Origin of the sequence: Paenibacillus sp. FSL H7-0756, from assembly GCF_038006765.1 — a bacterium.
Classification (GTDB): Bacteria; Bacillota; Bacilli; order Paenibacillales; family Paenibacillaceae; genus Paenibacillus_AQ.
In genome coordinates this window covers 576,508-600,967 of the sequence record NZ_JBBOVT010000002.1, presented here as the reverse complement: position 1 = coordinate 600,967, position 24,460 = coordinate 576,508, and the positions used below count along the sequence as shown (strand labels likewise).

The window sequence follows — 24,460 nt, the reverse complement described above, 5'->3', positions numbered from 1 at the left end:
TCCATTCCCCCAGCTTGCCAAATAGGTTAAATAGGCAAGTCTTTTTTATTAAACCAAAGAATTCCCACAGTATACAGCACAGCCGCCAGTCCCGCAAATACAGCCATCCCTATATATGCAAAACTATCACCGGCGAATAATCGTTCCGGGTCGAACAAGGCGAATAAAGAGAAATTTCCGAGCCACTCCAGCCTTTCCCCGGAATCACCGAGCATTTGCAGCAATACAAATGTGATCGGGAGGCCGGCCCCCAGTCCCAGGCTGTATCTGGCTTCGTTCGCCAGGCAGGAGGCCAGGAAACAGATTCCATTAATCGTGTAATACATCAGGAGTGCGTAAAGATTCAATAGTATAAATTGCTTGGTGTCCATTAGTCCGGGAAACATGACAGAAGAGGTGATCAGCGTCAGGACAGTGATCCAGCTGAAGATTGCAGTTACAGAGGTCAGACTAAATACAGCCTGAGTCACGGCGATCCGAATTCTTGAGTTGGAAGTTGAGAGCAGGTAGGCCATACTGCCTTTATCTACATGTACGGCTATCAGCCGGTGGTTAACAACAATGGACAAGATCATAGGGAATAGATACAGAAGGATACTGTATAACGTCCCTGACAGAAAAGTGAGCAGGGTTGACCGGAAATTCATTCCCATGGCGTTCATTAGCCCGGAAGGAAGCATATGTAGCATATCCTTCAATTCATCTGCGCTATCCGGGTTGAACATACTTAATAAGACCACGGAATAAAAAGAATACACGGCGACAATCAGAAGCCACAGAAAACGGTTAACTCGTATATTTGCTTTAAATAGAGCCCAAGACATCACAATCAGCGCCCCTTTCCATAAAAGTCCATGAAAATCTGTTCAAGCGTCTGGGGAGTTGACACCATATGAGCCACTTCACATTGAGCCAGTAGGCGCAGCATAGGGTCATAATCCTCTTTGATAAAGATCTCAACGATAAGGGGAGCTCTTTGTATATAATTCAGAGTACTGTTTTGGAGAATAGCCATATCTTCCTTATCCTCCATGGTAACGACAAAGCTTTGCGGCAAGGCTGCTTTTAGTAAGCGGATGTTCTCAACGGCAACAAGTTCTCCCTCCCGTATAATAGCTGCCCGTTCACAGGTCTGATCGATCTCATCGAATAGGTGAGAGGACATCAGGACGGTTTTCCCCCGGCCGCGTTCCTCAATAATTAATTCTATAAAACGTTTCTGCATAAGCGGGTCCAGTCCGCTTGTCGGCTCATCCAGAATGATAACCTCAGGATCATGCATAAAGGCCGCAATTAATCCTACTTTTTGCTTCATTCCTTTGGACATTTTCCGGATTTTCCCGCCAGGCTCCAGCTCGAATCTGTCGATTAATTGACTGCGGCGTATATGATCTTTACGTCCCCTTAACTCATCAATAAAGGTCAGAAATTGGAGTCCGGTCATGTAATCGTAGAACGCAATTTCCCCGGGTACATACCCTAGAGTCTTTTGGATCTGTGCAGCGTCTCTACTGCAGTCAAGGCCCTTGATCGTTGCCCTCCCGCTCGTTGGGTGAACGAAACCCATCAACTGGCGGAGCGTTGTTGTTTTTCCGGCTCCATTAGGTCCCAGAAAACCGAAAACCTCGCCTTCCTTCACCTCAAAGCTAATCTCCCGCACTCCTTTACCATTGGAATAGAGCTTTGTTAATGCTTCAATTGTAATCAAAAGCTTGACGCCTCCCGTCAAAGTTATATAACAAATATGATTTCAGTTACATAATATTCTCATCTTGCTATGAAGTCAATAAATATATAACATAAGGGTATGCTGTTTCATAAATATCAGGATTAGGTGGAATTTATCATGAATGGCTTTGAAAAACGAAGACAACAGAAAAAAAAGCAAATTTTAGAATCGTTAACGGATATGGTCATGACGAGAAACTTTAAAGAAATAGGCGTCCGCGAGATTGCACAGCAGGCAGGTGTCTCTCCGGGATCCATCTATAATTTTTTTGGCAATAAAGAGGAGCTGGCCAAAGAAGTCTTTTACCATCAAATGGAGGAAGAGGGTAAAGATTTCATCCAAATGATGAACTCAGACCTGCCCTTTGAAGAAAAGATGAATAAGATGTATGAGGTATCGGTGAACAATCAGGAATCCATAACCAGCGAAGGGATGAAGAACTTTATCTTTACAGATCCGGCATTCAAAGCATATGTTGAGCAGTATGCCAATACTGTTGCCATCCCAGAAATCATGAAATTAATTGAACAGGGGAAAGCTGAGGGGAAAGTAACTGGGGGCGTATCTGCAGAAGCTATTATGATTTTTATGAACGGAATTATCACTATGCTAGGCAATCCGTCCATTGCTGAGAACTTAACTGTTGACTTAAGAAAAGAGTTAGGAAATCTATTTCTGTATGGGGTATTGGGCAAGAAAGAGTAGTGTTCTCCGGATGGAGAGGACAATATACGCCGTCAATATTCTTTACTTTCTCTCTTGAGAACTATATAATAAAGCCAATTGTATACTGAAGTACCCGGAGGAGCCTGCCAACAGCGGGCTCTTTTTGTGTTTTTACCTGGAAAAAATTAACTTACGGAGGATTTCAAATGGAAATGAAGCTGGAGAGTATTATGGTGTGTGTGCATTACGGGCCCCATGGACAACGGTTGATTCAGAGAGGCGGCGAGCTGGCCAGAAAGCTTCAGGCTCCGCTTACTGTTCTTACTGTAGATGCCAGCGGAGATGGTGAATATAATCACGAGAAGCAGTTGTACCTCTCCGCTTGGGAGCAGCAGACCCAGGAGGCCGGAGGGCAATTTCTGAACCGCAAATGCAACGGGAAAAAGACAGCTCAGGTAATCGTGGAAACTGCTCAAGAATACCAAGTGACACAGATTGTGCTGGGGCAATCCAGCCAAACCCTGTGGCAGGAAATTACACGCGGCAATTTCATCAATGATCTGATGGAGCTGGTCGGCACCATTGATCTTCATATCGTTGCCGTTCAAAGGTATCCCGAGCTTCTGGAGCAGACACATGAACGGGGATTTACTGCCTATCTGGCCAAAAAAGGCGACCGCTATATTTTAATGGAGGAGAATACTGGCAGCGAGGCGATAAAGGGCACCTTCTTCCGGGAATTGGATACGGATTTTAATACAGGTCTCTTTAAAATGGTTACCAATGGCGAGGCACAATATTTAAGAATTGTACAGAATGAATGGGTCAAGCCGAAGTGAGCACTATAACTATAGATAGAAAGGGGTACTGAGCCGTGCTGCATATCATCATTCTTCTTCCGTTTCTACTATCCGCGCTGTTACTGCTGACCAGACAAACTGCGCGCTTCCATCTGGGATGGCTCGTTCTGCCCCTGCCAGCGGCGCTATTCCTGTATTTGCTGACGAGGATTCCTGTGATCCGTGCAGGAGATTCTATAGTAGACACCTTCGCCTGGATGCCGTCTTTTGGAGTAAATATAACCTTGATCCTGGATGGGCTTAGCCTGATCTTTGTCCTGCTGATTTCGGGAATGGGCGCGCTTGTTGTGCTATACTCCATTTTTTATCTCGACAAACAGACGGAGGGAATCCGGCGGTTCTATATGTACCTGCTTATCTTCATGGGCGCCATGCTGGGGGTAGTGCTGTCCGATAATCTGATCGTACTATACGGGTTCTGGGAACTTACCAGTATATCCTCATTCCTGCTTATTGCTTTCTGGTACGGGCGGGAAAGATCCGGTTATGGGGCACTCAAGTCTATGCTGATCACCGTGTTCGGCGGACTGGCCATGTTTGCCGGATTTAATCTGCTGTATGTGATGACCGGTTCGTATAGTATCCGCGAGATTATTGCATTGGTAGGAACCATCACGGATCACGCTATGTTTATCCCGGCTATGCTGCTGATTCTGCTGGGTGCCTTTACGAAATCGGCTCAGTTTCCGTTCCATATCTGGCTGCCGGACGCCATGGAAGCTCCGACTCCGGTCAGCGCCTATCTTCACTCCGCTACCATGGTCAAGGCAGGGATTTATCTGGTGGCCAGGCTTACTCCTGTCTTTGCGGGGCAATCGGAGTGGTTCTGGCTGGTGTCTGTAACCGGCCTGCTTACTTTGATCTATGGGTCGTTCAAAGCGATCCGGCAGACAGATCTCAAAGCCTTACTGGCCTATTCTACGATCAGCCAATTGGGCCTCATCATGTCACTCTTTGGTCTGGGATCAGCAGCCGGCTTTGCCGGCGGAAGACAAGACGCGATTTTTTATACGATGGCTACTACAGCCGCGCTGTTCCACCTCATCAATCATGCTGTGTTCAAAGGCAGCCTGTTCATGGTGGTAGGCATCATCGACCATGAGACCGGCACCCGCGATCTCCGCAAGCTTGGCGGACTGATGTCGCTTATGCCGATTACCTTCTCGGTCGCACTAATGGGGGCGTTCTCCATGGCCGGGCTGCCTCCATTCAGCGGATTTCTCAGCAAAGAGATGTTCTTCACTGCGGTACTGAATATCCGCGAGTTCGATATTCTGAATTCTGGATTCTGGCTGCAGCTCTTTCCTGTCATTGCCTGGATTGCGAGTGTATTTACTTTTGTATATAGTATGATTCTTGTATTTAAGACCTTCGGCGGCAAGCTGCATTCAGACAAACTGGACAAAACGCCGCATGAAGCTCCACTAGGACTCTTGCTGGCACCCGTCATTCTGATTTCTTTCACACTGGTGTTTGCCTTTTTCCCGGATCTGGTCTCGGTCACGCTGATTGAGCCGGCAATGGCCTCCATACACACGGGGATGCTCTCTCCGGGGGATAGCTTTGAGACTTCTATTCATTTCTGGCATGGCTGGACACCCGAGATCTTCATGACATTTGGTGTTGTAGCAGCCGGAATTCTCCTGTTCAAAAGCTATACCCGGCTGCGGGTGCTGGACCGTGAAGCCAGGGGGCGGAATACGCTTAACCGGGTGTATGATGCGTCGCTCCGTCTACTGGAACGGGGGTCCGCGCGTTTGACAGATGCCTATATGACCGGCTCTAACCGCCATTATTTACTGTATATCTTCAGCTTTTTGATCGTGGCTGTGCTTAGTGTTCTCCTCCGGGAACCCGGGATCAGCTTTGGCATGAAACAGTATGCGGACTTATCCTTCTATGAATGGGCCGTTATTGTAACGATGCTGCTGGCAGCCTTTGCTGTTCCTTTTGCCAAATCACGGGTCAATGCCATCCTGTTCACCGGCGGTGTCGGGTACATGGTAACGCTGCTGTTTGTCCTTTTCCGGGCACCTGATCTTGCGCTGACCCAGATGATTATTGAGACCGTGTCCGTCATCCTGTTCCTGCTCTGTTTCCGGTACTTGCCGAAGCTGAGGAAGCAGAAGGAGAACATGCGCTTCAAGTTGCCTAACCTGATCATCTCGCTTGGTGTGGGTTTAACAGTGACGCTGGTCGCTCTGGCAGCAATGGGCAGTAGTCCGTTCGCGTCCATCTCCGAGTACTTCTTACAAGAAAGCTACGCTCTGGCAGGCGGAAAAAATGTAGTTAACGTCATTCTTGTAGACTTCCGCGGATTCGATACTTTATTTGAGATCATGGTGCTTGGTATCGCTTCGCTGGGCATTTATGCCCTTGTCCATCTGAGAATGGAAGAGGAGCCTAAGCGAATTGATCCGCAGCTGGCTGTACCTCTGCGCAGTAATGATGTGATTCTGCAGACGATGTCCAAAGGAATTGTCATCATCATTCTGATCTTCTCCCTGTATCTGTTCTTTGCAGGTCATAATCATCCGGGGGGAGGATTCATTGGCGCATTGATGACTTCCGCAGCGCTTATACTGATAACCATCGCTTTTGGCATGGATCAGATTCGTAAAGTGTTTCCTGTAAACTACCGCCTGCTCACGGCAGCAGGGCTCATGCTGGCTATTCTTACAGCTTCAGGCTCATTTCTCTTTGGTGTCCCTTTTCTGAGTCATTCCTTCGGACACTTCCATCTTCCTATCCTTGGAGATGTCGAACTGGCAACAGCTGTGCTATTTGACTTAGGCGTATATTTAGCAGTGGTAGGAGTTGCGATGAACATTATTTTAACGATTGGAGGGGATAAAAGATGGAACTAGTAATGGCGATAGCAATAGGCATTCTGTTTACTATAGGGGTGTACCTGATTTTGTCCAAAATCCTCCTGCGGGTTGTCCTGGGAACCTCCTTACTGACGCATGGTGTACATCTGCTGCTTCTGACCATGGCCGGACTCAAGCGGGGGGCAGCTCCTGTGCTGGGTAATGAGGAGACTTATGTCGATCCGCTGCCGCAGGCTCTGATCCTGACCTCTATCGTGATCAGTTTCGGCGTAACGGCCTTCTATTTCGTGCTTGCTTACCGCTCTTATCAGGCCTTAGGTACGGATGAAATCGACAGTATCAAGGAGGTCAAAGAATGAATAACCTTCTGGTTCTGCCTATTCTGATTCCGTTATGTACAGCAGTGATTCTGATTCTATTCAAAGAGCAGATACGCCTTCAGCGGGGGATTAGCGTAGTTAGCGGTATCCTTACTATCCTTAGTACAGCCTTGCTGGTTACACGTGTACATTCTGATGGCATTATGACCTTACAAATGGGAGGGTGGGTCCCCCCTTACGGGATTGTATTTGTTGGAGATATGTTCGCTTTACTAATGGTGATGATGGCTTCCATCGTAAGCTTCGCCATATTGCTCTATTCCTTCAGCAGCATTGGAGAGCAGAGGGAGCGGTATTATTATTATACTTTCTTTCATTTTTTGCTGGTCGGGGTATACGGCTCTTTCCTTACGGGAGATATTTTCAACTTGTTCGTCTTCTTTGAGGTGATGCTGATTTCTTCATATGCCCTTATCTCCCTTGGAGGGACCAAGCTGCAGTTACGGGAGACAGCGAAATACCTGCTGATCAATATTGTGTCGTCAACGTTGTTTGTAGCAGCTGTAGCGTATCTGTATGCGGCAGTAGGGACGCTGAATATGGCGCATTTGTCACAGCGTATTGCTGAAGCGGGGCAAGGCGGTATATTGAACGTAATTGCTGTGCTTTTTTTAATCGTATTCTCCTTAAAAGCGGGGCTGTTCCTGTTCTATTGGCTCCCGGGATCGTACGGCGCACCGCCTTCGGCGATCAGGGCACTATTTGGTGCTCTTCTTACCAAAGTAGGACTATATGCCATTATCCGCACGTTCACCCTGATGTTTGTGAATGATACCAGTCTCACGCATAGTTTGATCGCCTGGATGGCTGCGGCAACCATGATTCTGGGCAGCATAGGGGCAGTGGCCTACAAGGATATCCCTCGGATTCTTAATTATAATGTCATTATTAGTGTCGGATTTGTGGCTTTCGGGCTTGCTGCAGGTACCGGGGATTCGCTGAACGGAGTCATCTTCTATCTGCTTCACGATATGCTGGCTAAAGGGCTCCTGTTTATACTGGGCGGATTAATCATCTCCGCAGCAGGAACAGATCGTTTGAGTGGAATGGGAGGCATGATTAAGAAATACCCGCTCCTGGGCTGGATGTTCTTTATATTGACCCTTGCTCTGGTGGGGATTCCGCCGCTGAGCGGTTTTGCCGGAAAGCTGCTGATCATCCGCGGAGCTTTGGATGCCGGTATGCTGACACTGTCTCTTATCGGTCTCGGCTCAAGCTTTATGGTGCTGTATTCCTTAATCAAGATGTTCAGGCTGGCCTTCTGGGGAAATGAACCTCAGAGAGAACTGCCTGCTGTGAACCTGAAGAGAGCTTCTGCTGTCGCCGCTGCACTGCTTGTGCTTGTCATTGCAATGGGTATTGGAGCAGATGCTCTATATGCCTATGTAGCACAGGCCGGAGAGGTTCTGGCTTCACCTGCGGAATACATTCAAGCCATACTGAAGGAGTAGATATAATGGCTCTACAATTCTTGTTTAATCTGTTAGTTGCTTTATTGTGGATGGCAATCAATAATAGCAGCTCCGGCGCCACTTTTCTTATCGGGTTTCTGCTCGGCATAGGGATGCTGCTGTTATTCAGAAGATCCAAGCCTCAGGCCCGGCCATTTTATTTAAAACGCCTATGGTCCATATTCAAGCTGCTGCTGATCTTTATCCGCGAATTGACCATCTCGAACTTTGTGGTAATTTATCATATTCTTCGTCCGAAGCTGGCGATCCGCCCTGGAATATTCGCCTATGAGACGGCGTTAACCTCAGCCTGGGAAGTTACACTGTTGTCTTGTCTAATATGTCTGACTCCTGGCACGCTGACCCTTGATGTGTCGAGGGATGGGAAGACCCTATTTATTCATGCCATTGACATCAAAGATGCTGAGGAAATGGTGAAGCAGATCCGGGGTAATTTCGAACAAGTGATCATGGAGGTGACCCGCTGATGGTCTCCGTACTATTAACTACCGCATTGATCATTCTGGGAATGGCCATACTCGCGTGCCTGTTCCGGCTTCTGAAAGGACCTACCCGTTCGGATAGGGTGGCCGCCCTAGATACGATAGGCATTCATGTACTGGCTATGATTACTGTCATTAGTATGCTGCTGGATACCCGCAATTTTCTTGAGGTAATTCTGGTTATAGGTATTCTGACGTTTATTGGAACCACTGCACTCGCAAGGTATATCGAACGTGGGGTTGTTGTGGAAGAAGGAGGGGAACTGCATGACAGGTGAGTTGTTTAGCTCGATTCTAGTGGTGCTGGGCGCCATTTTTTGCGGCATCAGTGCCTTTGGCCTGATCCGGCTGCCCGATGTCTATCTGCGTTCACATGCGGCCACCAAAAGCGCAACGTTCGGGGTGTTATGTTTACTGGGCGGCGGCTTCCTTTACTTTTGGTTCAAAGATGGAGAGATCAGTGTCAAGCTGCTGCTGGCGATTCTTTTTGTATTCATCACTTCGCCGGTCGCAGGCCATCTAAATGGCCGGGCGGCCTACCGTTCGGGCGTTCCCTTGTGGAAAAACAGCGTACAGGATGATCTGCTGACCCATAAGGAAAGAAGTAAGGAGCAATCTGAGAAATGATATTTGCCGCTGAATTCCTGTAAAGGAAACGGGGGAACCAAAAGTTCCGGGGTGAATCTCGAGAATATCGAGTAGGGCTACTCAGGTCCGAATCCGTCAGCTAACCCCGTAAGCGTTCATGAGAGGGGAATCCTGCAGTGCCTATTGTTGATGTCAACGGAACAACCTTGTATTATGAGATATCGGGTAGCGGTCTGCCCATCGTTTTTATCCATGATTATTCGACCTCCCACCATCTTTTTGAACCACAGGCGGAATATTTCAGTAAGCGCGCGAAAGTAATTGTCTATGATCTAAGAGGAAACGGGCTGTCAGGGAAGATGAATGTTGAGATTGGCCGGATCGTAGACACTCAAGTTGAGGATCTAAAGGCATTATTAGATAAGCTGGATGTAGAAAAGATTGTAATTGTAGCCTGCTCCAGTGGAGCTATACTTGCCCAGAAGTTCGCCTATCTATTCCCTGAGCGGGTGATTACCATGATTTTGGTGGATAGTTATTTTCAAGGTGATTACTCTGCTAGCGGAAGTAAGTTGAAAGAAGCGTTGCAGTTCTGTGCCTGGATTTCTCATTATCTCCCTGCTGAAATGTTTATCAAGCCTTTACGTATCACCTATCACAGATGGCTCTTGGCTTACCATATCTTGAGAAAAGAGCTTATGCATAAACGGACGACAGAATGGATTAAGCAACGCATGGCGTTGAAGTATTCGGACGGTTACGGGTTTGCGCTGCGGCTGCAAATTCCGGTGCTGATCGTGTCAGGTAATCACAATGAGCGGGTGTTAGAGCAAGTTAAAAAAACAGCGGCTAAGTATCCCAAAGCTCATTTAGCGATCATCGAGAATGCCATGTATCCTAGTCACCTATGTCAACCGCAATTATTTAACCGGCTTTTGCTCGATTATCTAAAGGATCAACAGTGTTTTCAACAAGAGCTACCTGGCTGATACTCTCACTGGACACACACCCTTGAAGGTGACGCAGCGCTGTTTATTTACGAAAAGAATCATTACAGGAGCCAGTGATATGTTTACAAAAAGGTACCTTTGGTTTACTCGAAAACTCAGTCTAACCTCATCAAGAATTATTCTTTTAGGTTTTGCTGTAACCATCATTCTGGGGACAATTATGTTGTCCTTACCGGTATCTTCATCCACCGGAACTAGTGTGGGATGGCTAAATGCATTATTTACCTCAACTTCAGCTGTGTGTGTCACTGGACTGGTGGTGCTGGATACAGGAACCGACTTCTCCAACTTTGGACAAATCATTATCCTGCTCCTCATTCAAATCGGAGGATTAGGATTCATGACGTTCAGTGTTCTAATTGCCGTAATTCTGGGGAAGAAGATTGGGCTGAAGGAGCGTTTACTCATCCAGCAATCTTCGAACTCCGTTGAAACACAAGGGGTCGTCCGGCTATCACTAAGCATTGTACTAATCTCATTTATCTTCGAAACTCTTGGGGCATTGTTGTTGACCATCCGGTGGGCGAATGACCTGGGTGTTGCCAAAGCCCTATATTATGGAATTTTCCATTCCATCTCGGCCTTTAATAACGCAGGTTTTTCATTATGGTCGGATAGTCTGAGCCGGTATGTTGGTGATCCGTTAGTCAATATTGTCATTTCATTTTTATTTATCATTGGTGGAATTGGATTTATTGTGATTCTGGATCTATACCGCAAGAGAAGCTGGAAGGCTCTGTCTTTTCACACAAAAATCGTGCTAATCACTTCAGGAGTGCTTTGTTTTGCAGGGTTTCTGGTCATATTTGTCTTTGAGCTTTTTAATACCAGAACATTTGGTACACTCACATGGGGGGAAAGAATCTGGGGTGGATATTTCCAGGGAGTGGTTACCCGCACAGCGGGTTTCAACTCCATTGATATTGGTGCGATGTTACCGGCGTCCCAGTTCTTTATGATCTTTCTGATGTTCATAGGAGCTTCATCAGGCTCGACAGGCGGGGGGATCAAGACGACCACCTTTGCGGTACTCATATTAAGCATCTTCTCAACCATCAAGGGGAATGCTGATGTGCAGCTGCTAAAAAAACGGATACCTCAAGATCTTATTTTCAGATCACTGGCTGTAATGACCATCTCCTTAGGCCTTGTTCTTGGAGCAACCTTTTTATTAACAATTACTGAATATACCCGCCATACGGATATTCTTGCTCTTTTATTTGAAGCTACATCAGCCTTTGGAACCGTGGGCATGTCCATGGGCTTAACCCCTGATCTGTCACCAATTGGTAAATGTATCATCATAGTTATAATGTATATTGGGAGACTGGGCCCTTTAACCTTAGCCTTTGCCTTGGCACAAAAAAGTGTTAAACAGAAGTACCGTTACCCAGAGGACAAGTTGCTGATTGGTTAGTAAGTAAGGAGTAGTTGGAACTGATTGAAAGGAGAAGTTCTTCCGTTTACGGGTAGAACTTCTCCTTTTTTATCTTCATTTTTATAGTAGAAGCTTCTCCATAATCATCACATCAATAAACGTTTTGTCTATAATCCCCTGCTTCTCCAATAGACCAACCTGCCGGTAGCCCATCTTCCGATACAACCCTTGACCACTCTCATTAAACGGGAAGGTAAAGAGAACGATTTTATAAAAGCTATTTTCCTTGGCCACCTTGTGCAAAGAATCCAGGAGCGAGTTGCCTACACCTTGGCCACGGAAGCGGCGATCAATGTAAACGGACAGGTCAGCTACCCCGTTATAAGCGCAGCGGAGGGAATAGGGATTCAGGGAGGCCCAGCCAATCACTTCACCTTCTCGTTCCGCTACAATAACGCTATAGCGGCCTTGATGATCTTTGAACCACGCCTCCATATAAGAGAAATCTTTCGTCTCTGTTTCAAGTGTAGCGATTCGATCCTCGATTCCCTGATTATAGATTCGGAGGATACTACCGATATCTTCTGGTGTGGCCTGACGAACAGTTAATGTAGTGATCAATTGAACATCCCCTTAAGATTGTTTTCTCGCTTTAATCACAGTAGAGACGATGTATTGCTCAACGTTCGCACCGGGAACCCAATCTTTGATAAATGTTCTGGATTCGTCTTTGGGCTCAATATGGATCTCAGTAAAGCCGCTTTCCTGAAGCATCATCTCCAGATCAGAAATGAAAGAGGCCCCGGAGATACAACCCGAATATAATTCGCCCAGGTCATTTTTGATCTCGGGGGGTAGCTCAGCTGTAGTTACAATATCAGAGATGGCCAGACGCCCTCCGGGCATAAGTACGCGATAGGCTTCACGGAATACTTGCTGCTTATCAGGCGAGAGGTTAATCACACAGTTGGAGATTATGACATTAACCGAATTGTCGGCCGCCGGAAGATGTTCAATTTCTCCCAACCTGAATTCGGTATTATTAAACTTACCTTTAATGGCATTATCTCTTGCCCGGCTAATCATCTCAGGAGTCATATCTACACCGATAACATGGCCTTGTTCACCTACCTGCCGGGAAGCGAGGAAGCAATCGAACCCGCCGCCGCTCCCGAGATCCATAACATATTCACCTGCCCGCAGTTCAGCAATAGCCTGGGGGTTGCCGCATCCAAGTCCTAGATTTGCGCCTTCAGGAACAGCAGCGAGATCTTCGTTTGAATACCCTAATTCAGCGGATATAGCATCATAATCAGCAGAGGAGCAGCAGGAAGAGGCAGGTTCGACCTTATTTACAGCAATCGTTTGATAACGTCCCCGTACATTTTGGCGGATTTGGTCATTCGTAAGTTTGTTCATGAATACACACTCCTTATCATTAAAATAACTTGCAAGTTACAAATAAAGACCAAGGGAAATCACCCTTTAACAGGTGCGCAGCAATTGCTGGATTTCCCCATAGCATCGTTGAAAAGCTTGATGGATCGTAGCAATGTTTCTACTTCAAACTCACTCATATGCGAGAAGGCTTCATTCAGGTATTCATTCATTTGTTGATCAATAGTTGCAGCCACCAGTTTTCCTTCGGAAGTAAGGGAAAGGGTATAGATTCTCCGATCGCTGGGTTCAGGTGTCTTTTTTACCAAATTCATTTTCACCAACGACTGGACTTGTCTGCTGAAGGTGGTAATGTCCGTGCCCAGTGCTTCGGCAACTTGCTGCATGGAGGGATTATGGCTCCGGGCGATCTCATAAAGCAGATGGCTTTGGGCCGCGGATAGTTTACATCCCCTTACGCTGCAGCAGTCCTTATTGAGCAATCCTAAACGCCGGGTCATGATTTGAAATAGTTCTCGTGGGGTTTCCATGTGTTCACCTCTTGAACTGGTTATACTGCAATTGATTGCAAAATGCAAATATTATTTTAATCTGGTTGCTAATTGGCCATTAAGGTCTTAGAATATAAGTATTGCCTTATATAGATGGGAGGAGCTTTTAAATGAATGTACTAAATGAACTTGCGGAAGATTTAAAACTCCTTGGAGATAAAACACGGCTCACGATTCTAACCCTTTTAAAAGAACGGGAGTGGTGTGTATGTGAATTCGTGGATCTTTTTGACATCTCCCAACCAGCCGTAAGCCAGCATCTGCGCAAATTGAAAAGCAGCGGATTGGTTAAGGAACAGAAAAAAGGCCAGTGGGTGTATTACTCTTTAAGCATTGAAGATAAGCCTCATGTTGCGGCCATTCTTCAGCTTACACCGGATACCAGCTTCATTCTATCCAGTTTAAACAAGCCGTCTGGTGCTGCCTGCTGCGAGTAATATTTTGATATTGAATATATAAGCATATAATTATATAATGATGTACGTTAGTATACTTAAGGATTTGAAGGGAGTGCTCTGGAATGTGTTATAGGCATGTATGTTGTCGTATATGGTCTAAGAAATGCGGGGCTTACCCATGTATTAGCTGATGTCATCCAGGCCGTTGCAGACCAAGGGTTGTTCGCAGCAACGATGGGGACGGGCTTTATAGCTGCGGTAATCTCCTCCATAATGAACAACATGCCTACTGTAATGATTGATGCACTGGCCATTGATGCCACGAACACTTCCGCACTGATTAAGGAAGCTTTGATTTATGCAAATGTTATTGGTTCTGACTTAGGTCCGAAGATAACACCCATTGGTTCACTGGCTACCTTACTGTGGCTGCACGTGCTTTCCACCAAAGGAGTAAAGATATCCTGGGGAACATACTTCAAAACAGGCATTATTTTGACGATCCCAACGCTGGTCATCACACTGCTAGGTTTATATATAACCTTGAATCTATTTTAAAATCAAAGGAGACTGCAGCTCATGAATAAGAAAACCATTTACTTCTTATGTACAGGAAACTCCTGCCGGAGCCAGATGGCGGAAGGCTGGGCCAAAAAATATTTGGGTGAGGAGTGGAAAGTATACAGCGCCGGCATAGAGGCTCATGGTCTGAATCCGAAAGCCGTTCAGGCGATGAGTGAAGCAGGTATAGATATCTCAGGTCAAACGTCTGATATTATTGATCCGCAATTGCTCAACAGCTCCGATCTAGTTATTACATTGTGTGGAGACGCAGCTGACAAATGCCCTATTACGCCGCCTCAGGTGAAACGTGAGCACTGGGGATTCGATGATCCAGCGAAGGCTCAAGGAACAGATGAGGAAAAATGGGCGGTGTTTCAGCGGGTTCGTGATCAAGTGGGTGAGCGCATTAAACGATTTGCTGAAACAGGTGAATAGTCAACCTCCATCCAGCTGCTTGATCATTTTTTTGAGGCAGGGGGAAACAAAAAGGCTGAGCCCAAAGTCATATCCTTGACTTAAGCTCAGCCTTTTAAAGCTGTTTCAAAGCCGTTAATCGGGCCAGTTATTTACAAGCGTTACGTCTATTCGGATTCAGAACGAGGAAATCCTCTGGAAGCTCGAACAGCTTGGCCACCAGTTCGTCCATGCCGGACTCCAGCTTGAATTCCATTTCCTCCCGGTACAGGGGAACCAGGAAATAAACCTGAACCTGATTGCCGTCTTTCGTATGGACGGTGCTAACCTCTTCCGGCAGAGCATAGAGGATCATGCCGGACAACCCAGTGTTAGACGCATAGGGCTCGTAATCCTCAGTGTTAGGGATCGTATGTCCATATCCAAGCCATGTCTGATACATATGCGGGAACCGGGCAAGCATCTTCATCAGCCGGATCGGCCAGTAGTTCTCCTCCGACTCAAAATCCTCCTGCGTAAGCGGCCAGTCCGCCGGCAAAAACATCATCAGCTCCGCGCGTTCCAGATGCTTGTACTCTTCACGGATCTCCTGCGGGAGCGTCATCGGCAGATCGCTCATCCCATTGGTGTACAGCACCCGGTATGGCTCATCAGGTGTAGCTTCCATAATATTCACATCAATATGTACGATGTCAGAAATCAGCTCATGGAACACGCCGGTTTCCCGGTTGGGAAAGACCCGATTGAAATGTTCGTTTAATTCTTCCATGTACAGAATATTGGAGGGAGGTGTAATCTGCTGCTCATCCAGAGCGTCATAACCATAAATGATGGTACCGTCTTCCGATTTGCCCATTTCATTGCCGCCAAACCATTTTTTGAAAAAGTTCATGTCTTTGCGCTCCTCTGTGTGGGTATATAATTAAAGTGCGAAAAGAAAATAGAAGGTTTGAAACCTCACTTGAAAGTATAACAAAAGGCATAGCCCGGAGCGATGGGTCTATCGATTCGAATTACAAAAGGAGTATTTATGAACTATATCATTTTTGATCTGGAAGCCACTTGTTGGGAAAATGACCGCAAAAGGCAAAACGAAATTATTGAGATCGGAGCCGTAAAACTCAATGAAAGACTGAAGACTGTGAGCGATTTTCAAATTTTTGTAAAGCCCGCATTAAGCCCACAGCTTTCCGATTTTTGTAAGCAGCTTACCTCCATCTCTCAGGCGGATGTGGATGCTGCAGTGTATTTTCCGCAGGCAATAAGTCAATTTCAAGAGTGGATAGGTAACGAACCTTATGTCCTCTGCTCCTGGGGGTTTTATGATAAAAACCAGTTGCAGAAGGATTGTGCACTACATCAAATCGCAAGTGAATGGACGGATAACCATATCAGTCTCAAGCATCAGCACGGGAGAATGATTGGTAAGGAGAGGGGAGTAGGCATGGAAAGAGCCTTGACTATGCTTAAACTGCCGCTTGAAGGTACTCACCATAGAGGTATCGATGATGCCAAGAACATTGCGAAAATATTCGTTAAGATTTTTGACCAAATATTATTTGCAGGAAATGATTAATCCTGGCAGGCAAATCATTTTAAGGTCTGAAAAGTTTCTCTGGAAATGTGCTCATACATTTGAAGAAGATACCAGGAATAGGTTCCAGAGAGTACTGCTGTTTCTTTCAGCATGGGGAATGTCTGTATTAGCCTTACCGTTTACTTTTTTGAGAAGGCTTGGCTAAAACCCATATTAAGAAATATTATTATTAAAACAACTCTAAGGAGTTGTTTTTTTCTGGCCAGAAGGGGACTTGTCGCCAATGGGGCCATGTTCTTGTCATAGGTTCAGCAATTATTGAGGAAGTTGGCATCTATTAATAAACTATAAACATTCGATAGCTTGTTAAACCCAATCCACCGAAAATCTAACGGACCGGAGAGATCTTATCCCCGCGAAAACGCCACTTTTTGCAGCGTAACGGACTCAGGCGACCTTATAGTCTCTCTATGAGACGTTTCGGAGCTGACGTGTAAAGGATAAGGCCTGTGGAGTCCCTTACTCACCCAATTGGCGACTTTCTTCCCAAATAAAAGCACCTCAGTCCGTTACGCTAAGCCAAACGCCCCTGAAGAACAAGGCCCGCTTGGAAAAAAGATGTAATTCGAAGGGGAATTGCGTCTGCTCCACCATTTTAAATCTGATGAAGTACTAGATTGATACTTGAATAAATTGTGAAATTCTACATAGGGTGAAATAACAACTAATTTATGGAGGAGGAAATCATGAAAGCGCTATTATATCCGCGCTGTTATATCCGCTGCGATGAAGTAAGCTGTTGAAGCCTTGGTGTATACGATATGGTAAGCCGTGAGCGCACGGATCGAAAAAAGGAGGATTTTCAATGATGTCAAAACGATTTGGAAGAATGCTCGCGTTCCTCTGTTGTTTGCTAATGGTGGCGTCACTAATGCCTGCCAGCTTTGCCGCCGCCACTGACAACACCGAGTATACAGAAGCACTTAATGGCGACAGCAGTTCTACAGCTCTTACAAGCCTGCAGACAAATGAAACACCGACCGCCATTTATGGAACTCCCGAACTCGGGTCAAACGACCCGCTGTGGGCCCTGACCATGGAGCATCTCATCAACAAAAGCACGGTGCCCGGCGACCCCAGGCCCCATTCCACAGGCACAGCCAGGATCCTTTGGGACCAAGACTACCTGTATGCCCGCGTAGTCGTGGAGGACAGCAATCTATATCAGGGACCCGGCAATGATTATCAGTACGACGGCCTGGAGTTTTATGCCGGCGCTGGAACCCAAGGCGCGAATCAATGGCGCATCAGCGCGGCAGGCGTATTTTCAGGGCAAAACGCTCCGGGCAGAGCTGCGTGGACTGAGATCACGGACACAGGATATATCGTGGAGATGAGAATACCTAAAAGAACCTTGAACTTGCAGGCAGGCCTGTTTACCTTTGAAGTTTATATCAATAACTCGTCGGAAAAGGGCGGTGACCGCTATGAAGTCGTTTCCAGTTTCGGAACTCCGGACGCGGCTTACAACAATGCTGCTTCTTTTACAAACAGCCTGAATCTCATTGACGCTAGTGGAGCGGACGACAGATTCTCAATCACCGCCACGGCGGAATCAGGCGGCCGGATAACGCCGAACGCACCCGGCAATGTTCTGAGAATAGCTGGCGGCTCAGACACAACCTTTACGGTTACCCCCGATTACGGCAAAATTGTAGACACCGTAAAGGTAGATGGAGAGGACGCAGCTCTATCCGATGATGGCACGTATACCTTTTCAAATATTGCTGCTAACCATACTCTTCAAGTGACATTCAAAAATGATTCGACCGCGGAGTTGCTCCCCTTTATTGTATGGAATGACAACTTCGCCCGTGGCGAGTACACGACGGCTGTTATCATTGACTTAGGCGAAGGGAAGGCGGTGGAAGGCTCCAAGCTTAATCCGGACTTGTTTACCGTCTCGGCTAAGAACACGACCCTGAACGGCGACTCGGTAACCTTTGAAGGGACGCGCAAGATCACTAGGGTATACGCCAATGACGAACCGAAGGTACGCGGCTATCTGGGGACGGTAAGCCATTCACCGGATTATCAGGACGGACTGGAACGCGGCCGTTACATCGTAGTTGAGCTCGAATTTTATTCAGAGAGCGGCGGCAATATAACGCTGGATGGCAACATGAACTCAACCAAACAGGTTTACAGCGTCGTCCAAAACGGCGAGCTCTTACTGGCAGAAGGGGATCCGCTTAACTACGCGGTTTTTGAACAGGAAAAAGTTGTGAATCCGATCCTTGACCAATTTACAGCACCTACGGGCAATTCGGTTAATCGTGCTCTCTACCTTCACAAGGATGGAAACGGTGAGGTGTCGCAAGGCTTGCCGCTGTATGTCTATACCCACGGCATGGGACGCGGCGGCACAAGCGCTGCGACTGACCCAAAAGCGGCGATGAAATCCGCCAACGGCTCGGTCGCTCTGATGAAGAAAATGGAAAAATACCCCGAGAAATACGCCAGCCATATACTGAATATTTCCTATAATGGCACGAGTACTCCCTCCACAGCCAATGTTAAGAAAGTTATAGATGACCTGGTTGCCAGCGGTGCAGTAGACCCTAACCGTATTTACGCGGCGGGCTTCTCATGGGGCGGCCAGTATACGAACAGCTTAGTTAACGCTTATCCCGGCTTTTTTGCGTCCGCCGCACCTATGTCTCCGGTAAGCGGCTCACCGAACGCGAATGCCAACTACGTTCACACCAACCTGGCCTATTGGATGTTTATCAATGAGTATAACGTTGGAGTATACCAGACTAACCTCGCTAACTTCATAAACACCAATATGCCGAAAATGATCAATGCGAGAGCTTCGCGCTTTGAGAGCAATGAGGCTCTTATATGGCCTTACAATCAATTTGATCAGCCGAATCAGAAACCGAATCCGAACCATTCACCTGTCCTGAGTGATTCGGTGGCGCACGAAGTTGAAGCGGCGGTTCTTTACAACGACATAACGATGGGGACTTGGAGCATAGCGCCAACAGCGCAGTCTTCTAACTTGCCGGCTTGGAACAATGACTATACTGACGTCTTTGATTGGATGTTCGCGCAGACCGCAGCAAACAATCAGCCTGTTGCCGGATACGGTTCACCTGTATTGGGCACAAACGACAAACTGTGGGAACAAGCTGCAGCGTTTGACATCAACAACAGTAGCGCACCCGACCAGAAGATAGGCCCCAAGGCTACCGGCAAAGCCAAAGTATTTTGGGACGAAGACTACCTGTATGCACGCGTTGTGGTTACAGACCCGAATGTGTGCTTCGGTCACACTCCTGGCACTGAGTACATGACCGACAGTGTGGAATTGTATGTCGGTGACGGAAAAAGTGGCTCAAACCAGTGGCGTATTGGCGCAAGCGGTATTTTCTCAGGTCAAACCGCTGCGGGCCGCGACGGTTCGGTTACACGAACGGACACCGGGTATATCGCGGAAGTGAAGATACCTAGAAGAACCATTGAATTCACGAGCAATTCCCCGATTACGTTTGATGTGTACATCAATAACTCAACGGGTGCGGGGAATGACCGTTATGAGGTGGTATCCGCTTTAGGTAAGCCCGACGCGGGTTATGGCAGTTCTGACAGCTTCAAGAATAGCTTGCTGCTGCTTGGGAGCTCCACGGTATCCAGGCACCCCGTTAACGCCACGGCAGGATTAAACGGCACCATCTCGCCATCCGGCTTGATTCGGGTAGCTGACGGCGGAAACCAATCCTTTACATTCACTCCGATCAGCGGTTATGTCGTGGATACCGTAACTGTAAATGGTGCCTCTGTAGAGATTGCAAACAATACCTATACCTTGAAAAACGTGAACACCGATGACAAGGTAATCCATGTTACATTCAAACCCGATCCGGCCGCAACGTTACTTAACTTTATCGTATACAACGATAACTTTGCCACCGGAGAATTTACCACAGCCGTTATCATCGATCTGGGTGCGGGAAATGAAGCTGCAGGTGCCGACCTTAATTCAAACCTGTTTACAGTCTCGGCGAGGAATACTCTGCTGGACGGTAACCTGGCATATCAAGGCACACGCACCGTCAATAGAGTATACGTCAATGACGAACCTAGACCCAGAGGGTATAAGGGTGTGAACCAGAATTCCCCTGATTATCAAGCTGGACTTACTAAAGGCCGCTACATCGTTGTAGAATTGGAATTTTGGACATTAACCGGCGGACAGTCCACTTTGGAAGCATCCAAATCCACCATCCAGAATTACAACATTGTATCTAATGGCGATATCAAGCTTGATGGCAAGGCTGCCATTGTTAAGTCGTCTTTCGCACAGTCAGGAACCGTTAATGAAATCATCGACAAATTTGAAGTGGGTCCCAAAATTGACAACGCGGAAGCTATGCAGTATGGACTCTATATTCATAAGGACGGCAACGGCGTTCCGGTAAAAGGGCTTCCCCTTTACATCTATGCTCACGGTTCTACCCGCGGCGGTACACAGGACGGGGATACCTTTGCGCCCATCAGGTCCGCCAACGGAGCCACCGCGCTTATGAAGAAAATGGAGAAGAACTCTAAATACGCTAGTCATATAATCGCTTTGCGGGCGCAAAACAACGTTCAGGCAACACCCGCTACCTTAAAGGCTTATATCGATGATCTGGTAAGCAAGGGACTTGTTGACCCCAACCGTATTTACATGGCAGGCTTCTCTATGGGATCCGCTTATACGAATACGTTCTTGACGACATATCCCGATTTGCTCGCAGCCGCAGCGCCTATGTCTTTTCCACCATCAATCAACGCGAAACAAGCCGAAACTCTTAAAAACTTTGCATACTGGTCATTCGTTAACACAACTGATTCTTCAACAATAAAAACAGGGGCGGAAACTTATATAGCGAATATAATGCCCCTTTTGGAAAACGCCAGGCACACGTTCATCGACAGAAACGAAATATTCGTGTGGCCTTATGACCAATGGACAAAGGCGGAAGCACCTGTTAATGGGACCAACTGGATTCCTTCCGGCCATGAGATGGAAGCTTCAGTTCTGTGGAACAATATTTCAGGGTACACGGATACTTTGTCCAATGTAGGTTCCAACAAGGAGTGGAGCCTTAAGCCTACGGCGCAGTCCTCTAAGTTGCCGACTTGGAACAATGACTACACTGACGTCTTTGATTGGATGTTCGCGCAGAGAAAAACTAGCATCCCCAATCCATCTGGTGGCAATACGGGCAATACCAGCAGTTCGGGCAATACCGGCAGTAAGGGCAATACCGGCAATACCGACACCGGGACAGTCACTGGATCGTTGAAGCCGACCTACACAGTGATCACACCGAAGGATAAGCCCGCGGTCACGGACAAGAACGGCAATACCACGCTGCCCGGCGGCGGCGAGATTACGACCAAGGGCGGAACGAAGATTAAGGTACCCGAAGGTACGACTATAGACTCAAAAGGTAAGGTGACCATTCCGGCGGGCAAGAGCGCCGAAGTGACACTACACGGCGGCGCGAGTGCCGGCTTAGACAAAGGCATGTCGCTGAACATCTATGAGGGTACGGAATTTGTGTTCGATGACGACACCCCGCTGGGCTTCCTCGTGATGTCTGGCAATCCTTTCAGGGATGTCAACATGGACGACTGGTTCTACAGCTACGTAAATTCCGCCTACACATTCGGTCTTTTCAACGGCACGACGTCCACGACGTTCTCACCGGGCACCTCAATGACGCGTGCGATGTACGTGCAGGTACTGGCCAATCTGGAGAACGTAAACCGCTCCGGCTACACGAATTCCCGCTTTAGTGACGTGCCGGATGGGCAGTGGTACACAGCGGCAGTCGAGTGGGCGGCCGAAAGCGGCATAGTCAACGGTATAAACGCAGACCTGTTTGCACCCCATTCACCGTTGACACGCGAGCAGATGCTGGTGATGCTGTACAATTACATGAAGTACAAGGGCTATGAGATACCTGAAAGCCAATCTAAATCTTTCGCGGACGAGAGTCAGATCAGCCCATGGGCGTTGAAGGCTGTTCAGGCACAGCAGGGCATCGGAATTGTATCAGGCAAGCCGAACAACTTCTTTGCCCCCCAAGCCACCGCCACCCGCGCTGAAGTAGCTGCTATCTTTATAAAGTTCATCGAATATCTCGCTAAGTAAATGCGTAATCAGAAACATGCGGACCCTTTCGGCTGGGCAAGATCCAGCCGGAAGGGTCTCTTTTCAGTAATCCTGACTACAAGAGAAGGGAAAGCGTCGATATGTGGCGAAAATACCTAAAGAAGTAAAAAAATCTCACAGGAAAGGAGACCGCATGTTCATTGTTAATAAAGAACATTATGACCAGCATGAGCTGGAACGTCGAATAAACGCGATATACGCATTATTGGGTTCCTCGGTTTGGAAGGAACGGTGGACAGCTGTATGCATGAAGGAGCCGGCGAATATTCTGGCCGCCACGGAACTGATTATTAGGAATGAGGGCTCGGTGCTTCTGATCAATGGCGATACCCCGATTGAAAGCGCTCTCCGTCAAGCCGAAGACGCAGGCTGTACGGGTCTGCTAATTGACACAGGAGGCAGCGCCGTCTTTCACCCTCTACACTCACGCCTGGATCGGATGAATGGGGAGCCGTCCTTGCTTCAATTCAGCTCCGGCACGACCGGCGCTCCCAAGCTGGTTGAACGGTCTTGGTCTCATGTGCAAATGGAAATCGAGGCCTACAACAAGCTGCTGCCCTGCAGCGGGGAGGATCAACCGATCATTCTGGTGCCCGTGTCCCATTCCTTCGGATTAATCACAGGCACACTTTCCGCACTTAAGCGCGGAGTAGAACCGGTTATCGTGACGGACAAGAACCCTAAGTTCGCCCTGCATCTCATGCAGCAGCATGATCGCCATGTGGTGTATGCGGTGCCCTTCCTCTTTCAAATTCTGCTCAGCCTCATGAGAGAGAAGGTGCTGCTTAGAAAGATGGTATCCTCTGGTTCCCCGATGTCTGCAGAACTGCTGAACAGGCTTGCGGGTGCAGGGGTGGAGGTGATCCAGCAATACGGGTGCTCTGAGGCGGGCTGCATCTCGCTGGGCGACCGGCCCTCCGATCCTACGGATGCCGGGATGCTGCTGGAGCATATGGCAATGGAAAGGGCCGGAACCCGGGATCAGCCGGATGAAATAATCATTGTCACAGGCGGACGCCGGATTCCTACCGGAGATATGGGATATTGGCTCAGCGGCAGGCTTCATGTTCAGTGCCGGATGGATGATCTGATTAATGTATCAGGACTGAAGGTTGCTCCCTCCGAGGTGGAGGATATCATCCGGAGGCTGGACGGTGTTCAGGAAGCTGTCGTGCACAAGGCTCCGCATCCCGTCTGGGGGGAAGCTGTCAAAGCTCGAATCGTCCGGAAGGGCGATGCGCTGTCTCAGGAGGAGGTGAAGAGGTGGTGCGCGCGGTTTCTGCCTGCTTATAAGGTTCCGGGCTTTATTGCTTTTACGGAGGACATTCCGAAGACGGGTACAGGGAAGGTTATGCGAAAACAATTGGTAGAAGAGGAGTATGGTATTCATGGATAAGGAACAAACGGTATCTCAATTGCGGCAGCTCATGTCCGAACAATTGGGACTCTCTCTCCCGGATGTCATTAGAGAGGAAGACCGGCTGTACGAAGACTTAAACGCAGATTCGATCATGGTACTTCAATTGGTGGTATGCATCGAGGAAGTGTTCAACGTAACTGTGCCCGAGGAGGAGATGGATCCTGCCGTCTTCCAAACGGTCGGTTCTTTAGTCGATTTCATCCACGCCCTTAAGGGGGAGCACATCGCCTAAGTGGAAATCAAATCTTAAGATCATAGGAAGGGATGGATACGATGATGAACGTGAATGAACAGGATATCGTACAATTCGTGATTGACCGGGTGGCCGATTTGACCTCCAGACCGGAGCTGGCGGAGGAATTGAATGGGGACTCCCCATTGGAGGATGCAGGCGTGGATTCGGTGCTGCTGGTCAACCTGATGATGCAGATTGAACAGCAGTACGAGATTTTTTACGAGGACGACGAGCTTCTGCAGGAGAACTTCGCCACCGCGCGCTTGATCTCACAGCGCATCTTGGCCAAACGGGCCGTTCAAACCGGGGGTTGAT

23 protein-coding genes, 1 pseudogene and 1 riboswitch are annotated in these 24,460 nt (G+C 47.7%); of the genes and pseudogenes, 18 read left to right on the top strand and 6 right to left on the bottom strand.

Going from position 1 to position 24,460, the window contains the following annotated elements; translation table 11 throughout:
- Positions 1 to 26: 26 nt before the first annotated feature.
- On the bottom strand, positions 27 to 647 hold the full coding sequence (locus NST04_RS19465; protein WP_341185702.1) for a hypothetical protein: 621 nt from the start codon (positions 645 to 647) through the stop codon (positions 27 to 29).
- A 182-nt stretch (positions 648 to 829) separates the two neighbouring features.
- Positions 830 to 1,708 carry an ABC transporter ATP-binding protein gene (locus tag NST04_RS19460; RefSeq protein ID WP_341185701.1) on the bottom strand — a complete coding sequence of 293 codons (879 nt, stop codon included), beginning with the start codon at positions 1,706 to 1,708 and terminating at the stop codon, positions 830 to 832.
- Between the two features lie 138 nt (positions 1,709 to 1,846).
- Here NST04_RS19460 and NST04_RS19455 point away from each other — a divergent pair, with 138 nt between their 5' ends.
- The 10 genes from NST04_RS19455 to NST04_RS19410 all read left to right on the top strand — a co-directional run bounded on the left by NST04_RS19455 (position 1,847) and on the right by NST04_RS19410 (position 11,435).
- Positions 1,847 to 2,434, top strand: a complete 588-nt coding sequence (locus NST04_RS19455) for a TetR/AcrR family transcriptional regulator (RefSeq protein WP_341185700.1) — start codon at positions 1,847 to 1,849, stop codon at positions 2,432 to 2,434.
- A 167-nt stretch (positions 2,435 to 2,601) separates the two neighbouring features.
- Entirely contained in the window at positions 2,602 to 3,234 is a 633-nt protein-coding gene (locus tag NST04_RS19450) for a universal stress protein (protein ID WP_341185699.1), read from the top strand.
- Positions 3,235 to 3,269: 35 nt separating this feature from the next.
- Positions 3,270 to 6,122 (top strand): Na+/H+ antiporter subunit A, encoded by a 2,853-nt coding sequence (locus NST04_RS19445; protein WP_341185698.1) that lies wholly within the window; start codon positions 3,270 to 3,272, stop codon positions 6,120 to 6,122.
- On the top strand, positions 6,113 to 6,445 hold the full coding sequence (locus tag NST04_RS19440; protein WP_036701470.1) for a Na(+)/H(+) antiporter subunit C: 333 nt from the start codon (positions 6,113 to 6,115) through the stop codon (positions 6,443 to 6,445). The genes NST04_RS19445 and NST04_RS19440 overlap by 10 nt, the downstream gene beginning before the upstream one ends.
- Positions 6,442 to 7,917, top strand: a complete 1,476-nt coding sequence (locus NST04_RS19435) for a Na+/H+ antiporter subunit D (RefSeq protein WP_341185697.1) — start codon at positions 6,442 to 6,444, stop codon at positions 7,915 to 7,917. Before NST04_RS19440 ends, NST04_RS19435 begins: the two co-directional genes overlap by 4 nt.
- A gap of 5 nt (positions 7,918 to 7,922) precedes the next feature.
- On the top strand, positions 7,923 to 8,405 hold the full coding sequence (locus tag NST04_RS19430) for a Na+/H+ antiporter subunit E (RefSeq protein WP_341185696.1): 483 nt from the start codon (positions 7,923 to 7,925) through the stop codon (positions 8,403 to 8,405).
- Positions 8,405 to 8,698 carry a Na(+)/H(+) antiporter subunit F1 gene (locus NST04_RS19425; protein WP_076153742.1) on the top strand — a complete coding sequence of 98 codons (294 nt, stop codon included), beginning with the start codon at positions 8,405 to 8,407 and terminating at the stop codon, positions 8,696 to 8,698. Before NST04_RS19430 ends, NST04_RS19425 begins: the two co-directional genes overlap by 1 nt.
- Positions 8,688 to 9,047, top strand: a complete 360-nt coding sequence (gene mnhG, locus NST04_RS19420) for a monovalent cation/H(+) antiporter subunit G (RefSeq protein WP_341185695.1) — start codon at positions 8,688 to 8,690, stop codon at positions 9,045 to 9,047. Before NST04_RS19425 ends, mnhG begins: the two co-directional genes overlap by 11 nt.
- Positions 9,045 to 9,177: riboswitch (cyclic di-AMP (ydaO/yuaA leader) on the top strand. Its footprint overlaps the gene before it by 3 nt.
- Before the next feature lie 7 nt (positions 9,178 to 9,184).
- On the top strand, positions 9,185 to 9,997 hold the full coding sequence (locus NST04_RS19415) for an alpha/beta fold hydrolase (protein ID WP_341185694.1): 813 nt from the start codon (positions 9,185 to 9,187) through the stop codon (positions 9,995 to 9,997).
- A 79-nt stretch (positions 9,998 to 10,076) separates the two neighbouring features.
- A complete protein-coding gene (locus tag NST04_RS19410; protein WP_341185693.1) occupies positions 10,077 to 11,435 on the top strand; it encodes a TrkH family potassium uptake protein in 1,359 nt (452 codons plus the stop codon).
- Positions 11,436 to 11,516: 81 nt separating this feature from the next.
- Here NST04_RS19410 and NST04_RS19405 read toward each other — a convergent pair whose 3' ends face one another.
- Genes NST04_RS19405 through NST04_RS19395 form a run of 3 tightly spaced genes read right to left on the bottom strand, consistent with a single transcriptional unit; the run spans position 11,517 to position 13,324 of the window.
- Positions 11,517 to 12,014 (bottom strand): arsinothricin resistance N-acetyltransferase ArsN1 family A, encoded by a 498-nt coding sequence (locus tag NST04_RS19405; RefSeq protein ID WP_341186799.1) that lies wholly within the window; start codon positions 12,012 to 12,014, stop codon positions 11,517 to 11,519.
- A 15-nt stretch (positions 12,015 to 12,029) separates the two neighbouring features.
- Positions 12,030 to 12,815: an arsenite methyltransferase gene (locus NST04_RS19400; protein WP_341185692.1), complete on the bottom strand. Its 786-nt coding sequence runs from the start codon at positions 12,813 to 12,815 to the stop codon at positions 12,030 to 12,032.
- A gap of 59 nt (positions 12,816 to 12,874) precedes the next feature.
- Positions 12,875 to 13,324 carry a MarR family winged helix-turn-helix transcriptional regulator gene (locus NST04_RS19395; RefSeq protein WP_341185691.1) on the bottom strand — a complete coding sequence of 150 codons (450 nt, stop codon included), beginning with the start codon at positions 13,322 to 13,324 and terminating at the stop codon, positions 12,875 to 12,877.
- 131 nt (positions 13,325 to 13,455) lie between these two features.
- Here NST04_RS19395 and NST04_RS19390 point away from each other — a divergent pair, with 131 nt between their 5' ends.
- The 3 genes and pseudogenes from NST04_RS19390 to arsC all read left to right on the top strand — a co-directional run bounded on the left by NST04_RS19390 (position 13,456) and on the right by arsC (position 14,742).
- Positions 13,456 to 13,782, top strand: coding sequence for an ArsR/SmtB family transcription factor (locus NST04_RS19390; protein ID WP_036701483.1), 327 nt, complete (start codon positions 13,456 to 13,458; stop codon positions 13,780 to 13,782).
- A 90-nt stretch (positions 13,783 to 13,872) separates the two neighbouring features.
- A pseudogene (locus NST04_RS19385) lies at positions 13,873 to 14,301 on the top strand (ArsB/NhaD family transporter); the annotation flags it as partial.
- A 21-nt stretch (positions 14,302 to 14,322) separates the two neighbouring features.
- On the top strand, positions 14,323 to 14,742 hold the full coding sequence (gene arsC / locus NST04_RS19380) for an arsenate reductase (thioredoxin) (RefSeq protein WP_341185690.1): 420 nt from the start codon (positions 14,323 to 14,325) through the stop codon (positions 14,740 to 14,742).
- 127 nt (positions 14,743 to 14,869) lie between these two features.
- Here the strand turns inward: arsC and NST04_RS19375 are convergent, their stop codons facing one another.
- On the bottom strand, positions 14,870 to 15,613 hold the full coding sequence (locus NST04_RS19375; protein ID WP_341185689.1) for a suppressor of fused domain protein: 744 nt from the start codon (positions 15,611 to 15,613) through the stop codon (positions 14,870 to 14,872).
- 138 nt (positions 15,614 to 15,751) lie between these two features.
- Between NST04_RS19375 and NST04_RS19370 the strand changes: the two genes are divergently transcribed.
- The 5 genes from NST04_RS19370 to NST04_RS19350 all read left to right on the top strand — a co-directional run bounded on the left by NST04_RS19370 (position 15,752) and on the right by NST04_RS19350 (position 24,459).
- Positions 15,752 to 16,297 carry a 3'-5' exonuclease gene (locus NST04_RS19370; protein WP_341185688.1) on the top strand — a complete coding sequence of 182 codons (546 nt, stop codon included), beginning with the start codon at positions 15,752 to 15,754 and terminating at the stop codon, positions 16,295 to 16,297.
- An 826-nt stretch (positions 16,298 to 17,123) separates the two neighbouring features.
- A complete protein-coding gene (locus NST04_RS19365) occupies positions 17,124 to 22,469 on the top strand; it encodes a sugar-binding protein (RefSeq protein WP_341185687.1) in 5,346 nt (1,781 codons plus the stop codon).
- A gap of 268 nt (positions 22,470 to 22,737) precedes the next feature.
- The gene (locus NST04_RS19360) at positions 22,738 to 23,886 is read left to right on the top strand and encodes an AMP-binding protein (protein ID WP_341185686.1); all 1,149 of its coding nucleotides are present in this window, start codon (positions 22,738 to 22,740) and stop codon (positions 23,884 to 23,886) included.
- Complete coding sequence (locus tag NST04_RS19355) at positions 23,879 to 24,142, top strand: phosphopantetheine-binding protein (RefSeq protein ID WP_341185685.1); 264 nt, start codon at positions 23,879 to 23,881, stop codon at positions 24,140 to 24,142. Before NST04_RS19360 ends, NST04_RS19355 begins: the two co-directional genes overlap by 8 nt.
- Before the next feature lie 32 nt (positions 24,143 to 24,174).
- The gene (locus tag NST04_RS19350; protein ID WP_341185684.1) at positions 24,175 to 24,459 is read left to right on the top strand and encodes an acyl carrier protein; all 285 of its coding nucleotides are present in this window, start codon (positions 24,175 to 24,177) and stop codon (positions 24,457 to 24,459) included.
- Position 24,460: the final 1 nt, after the last annotated feature.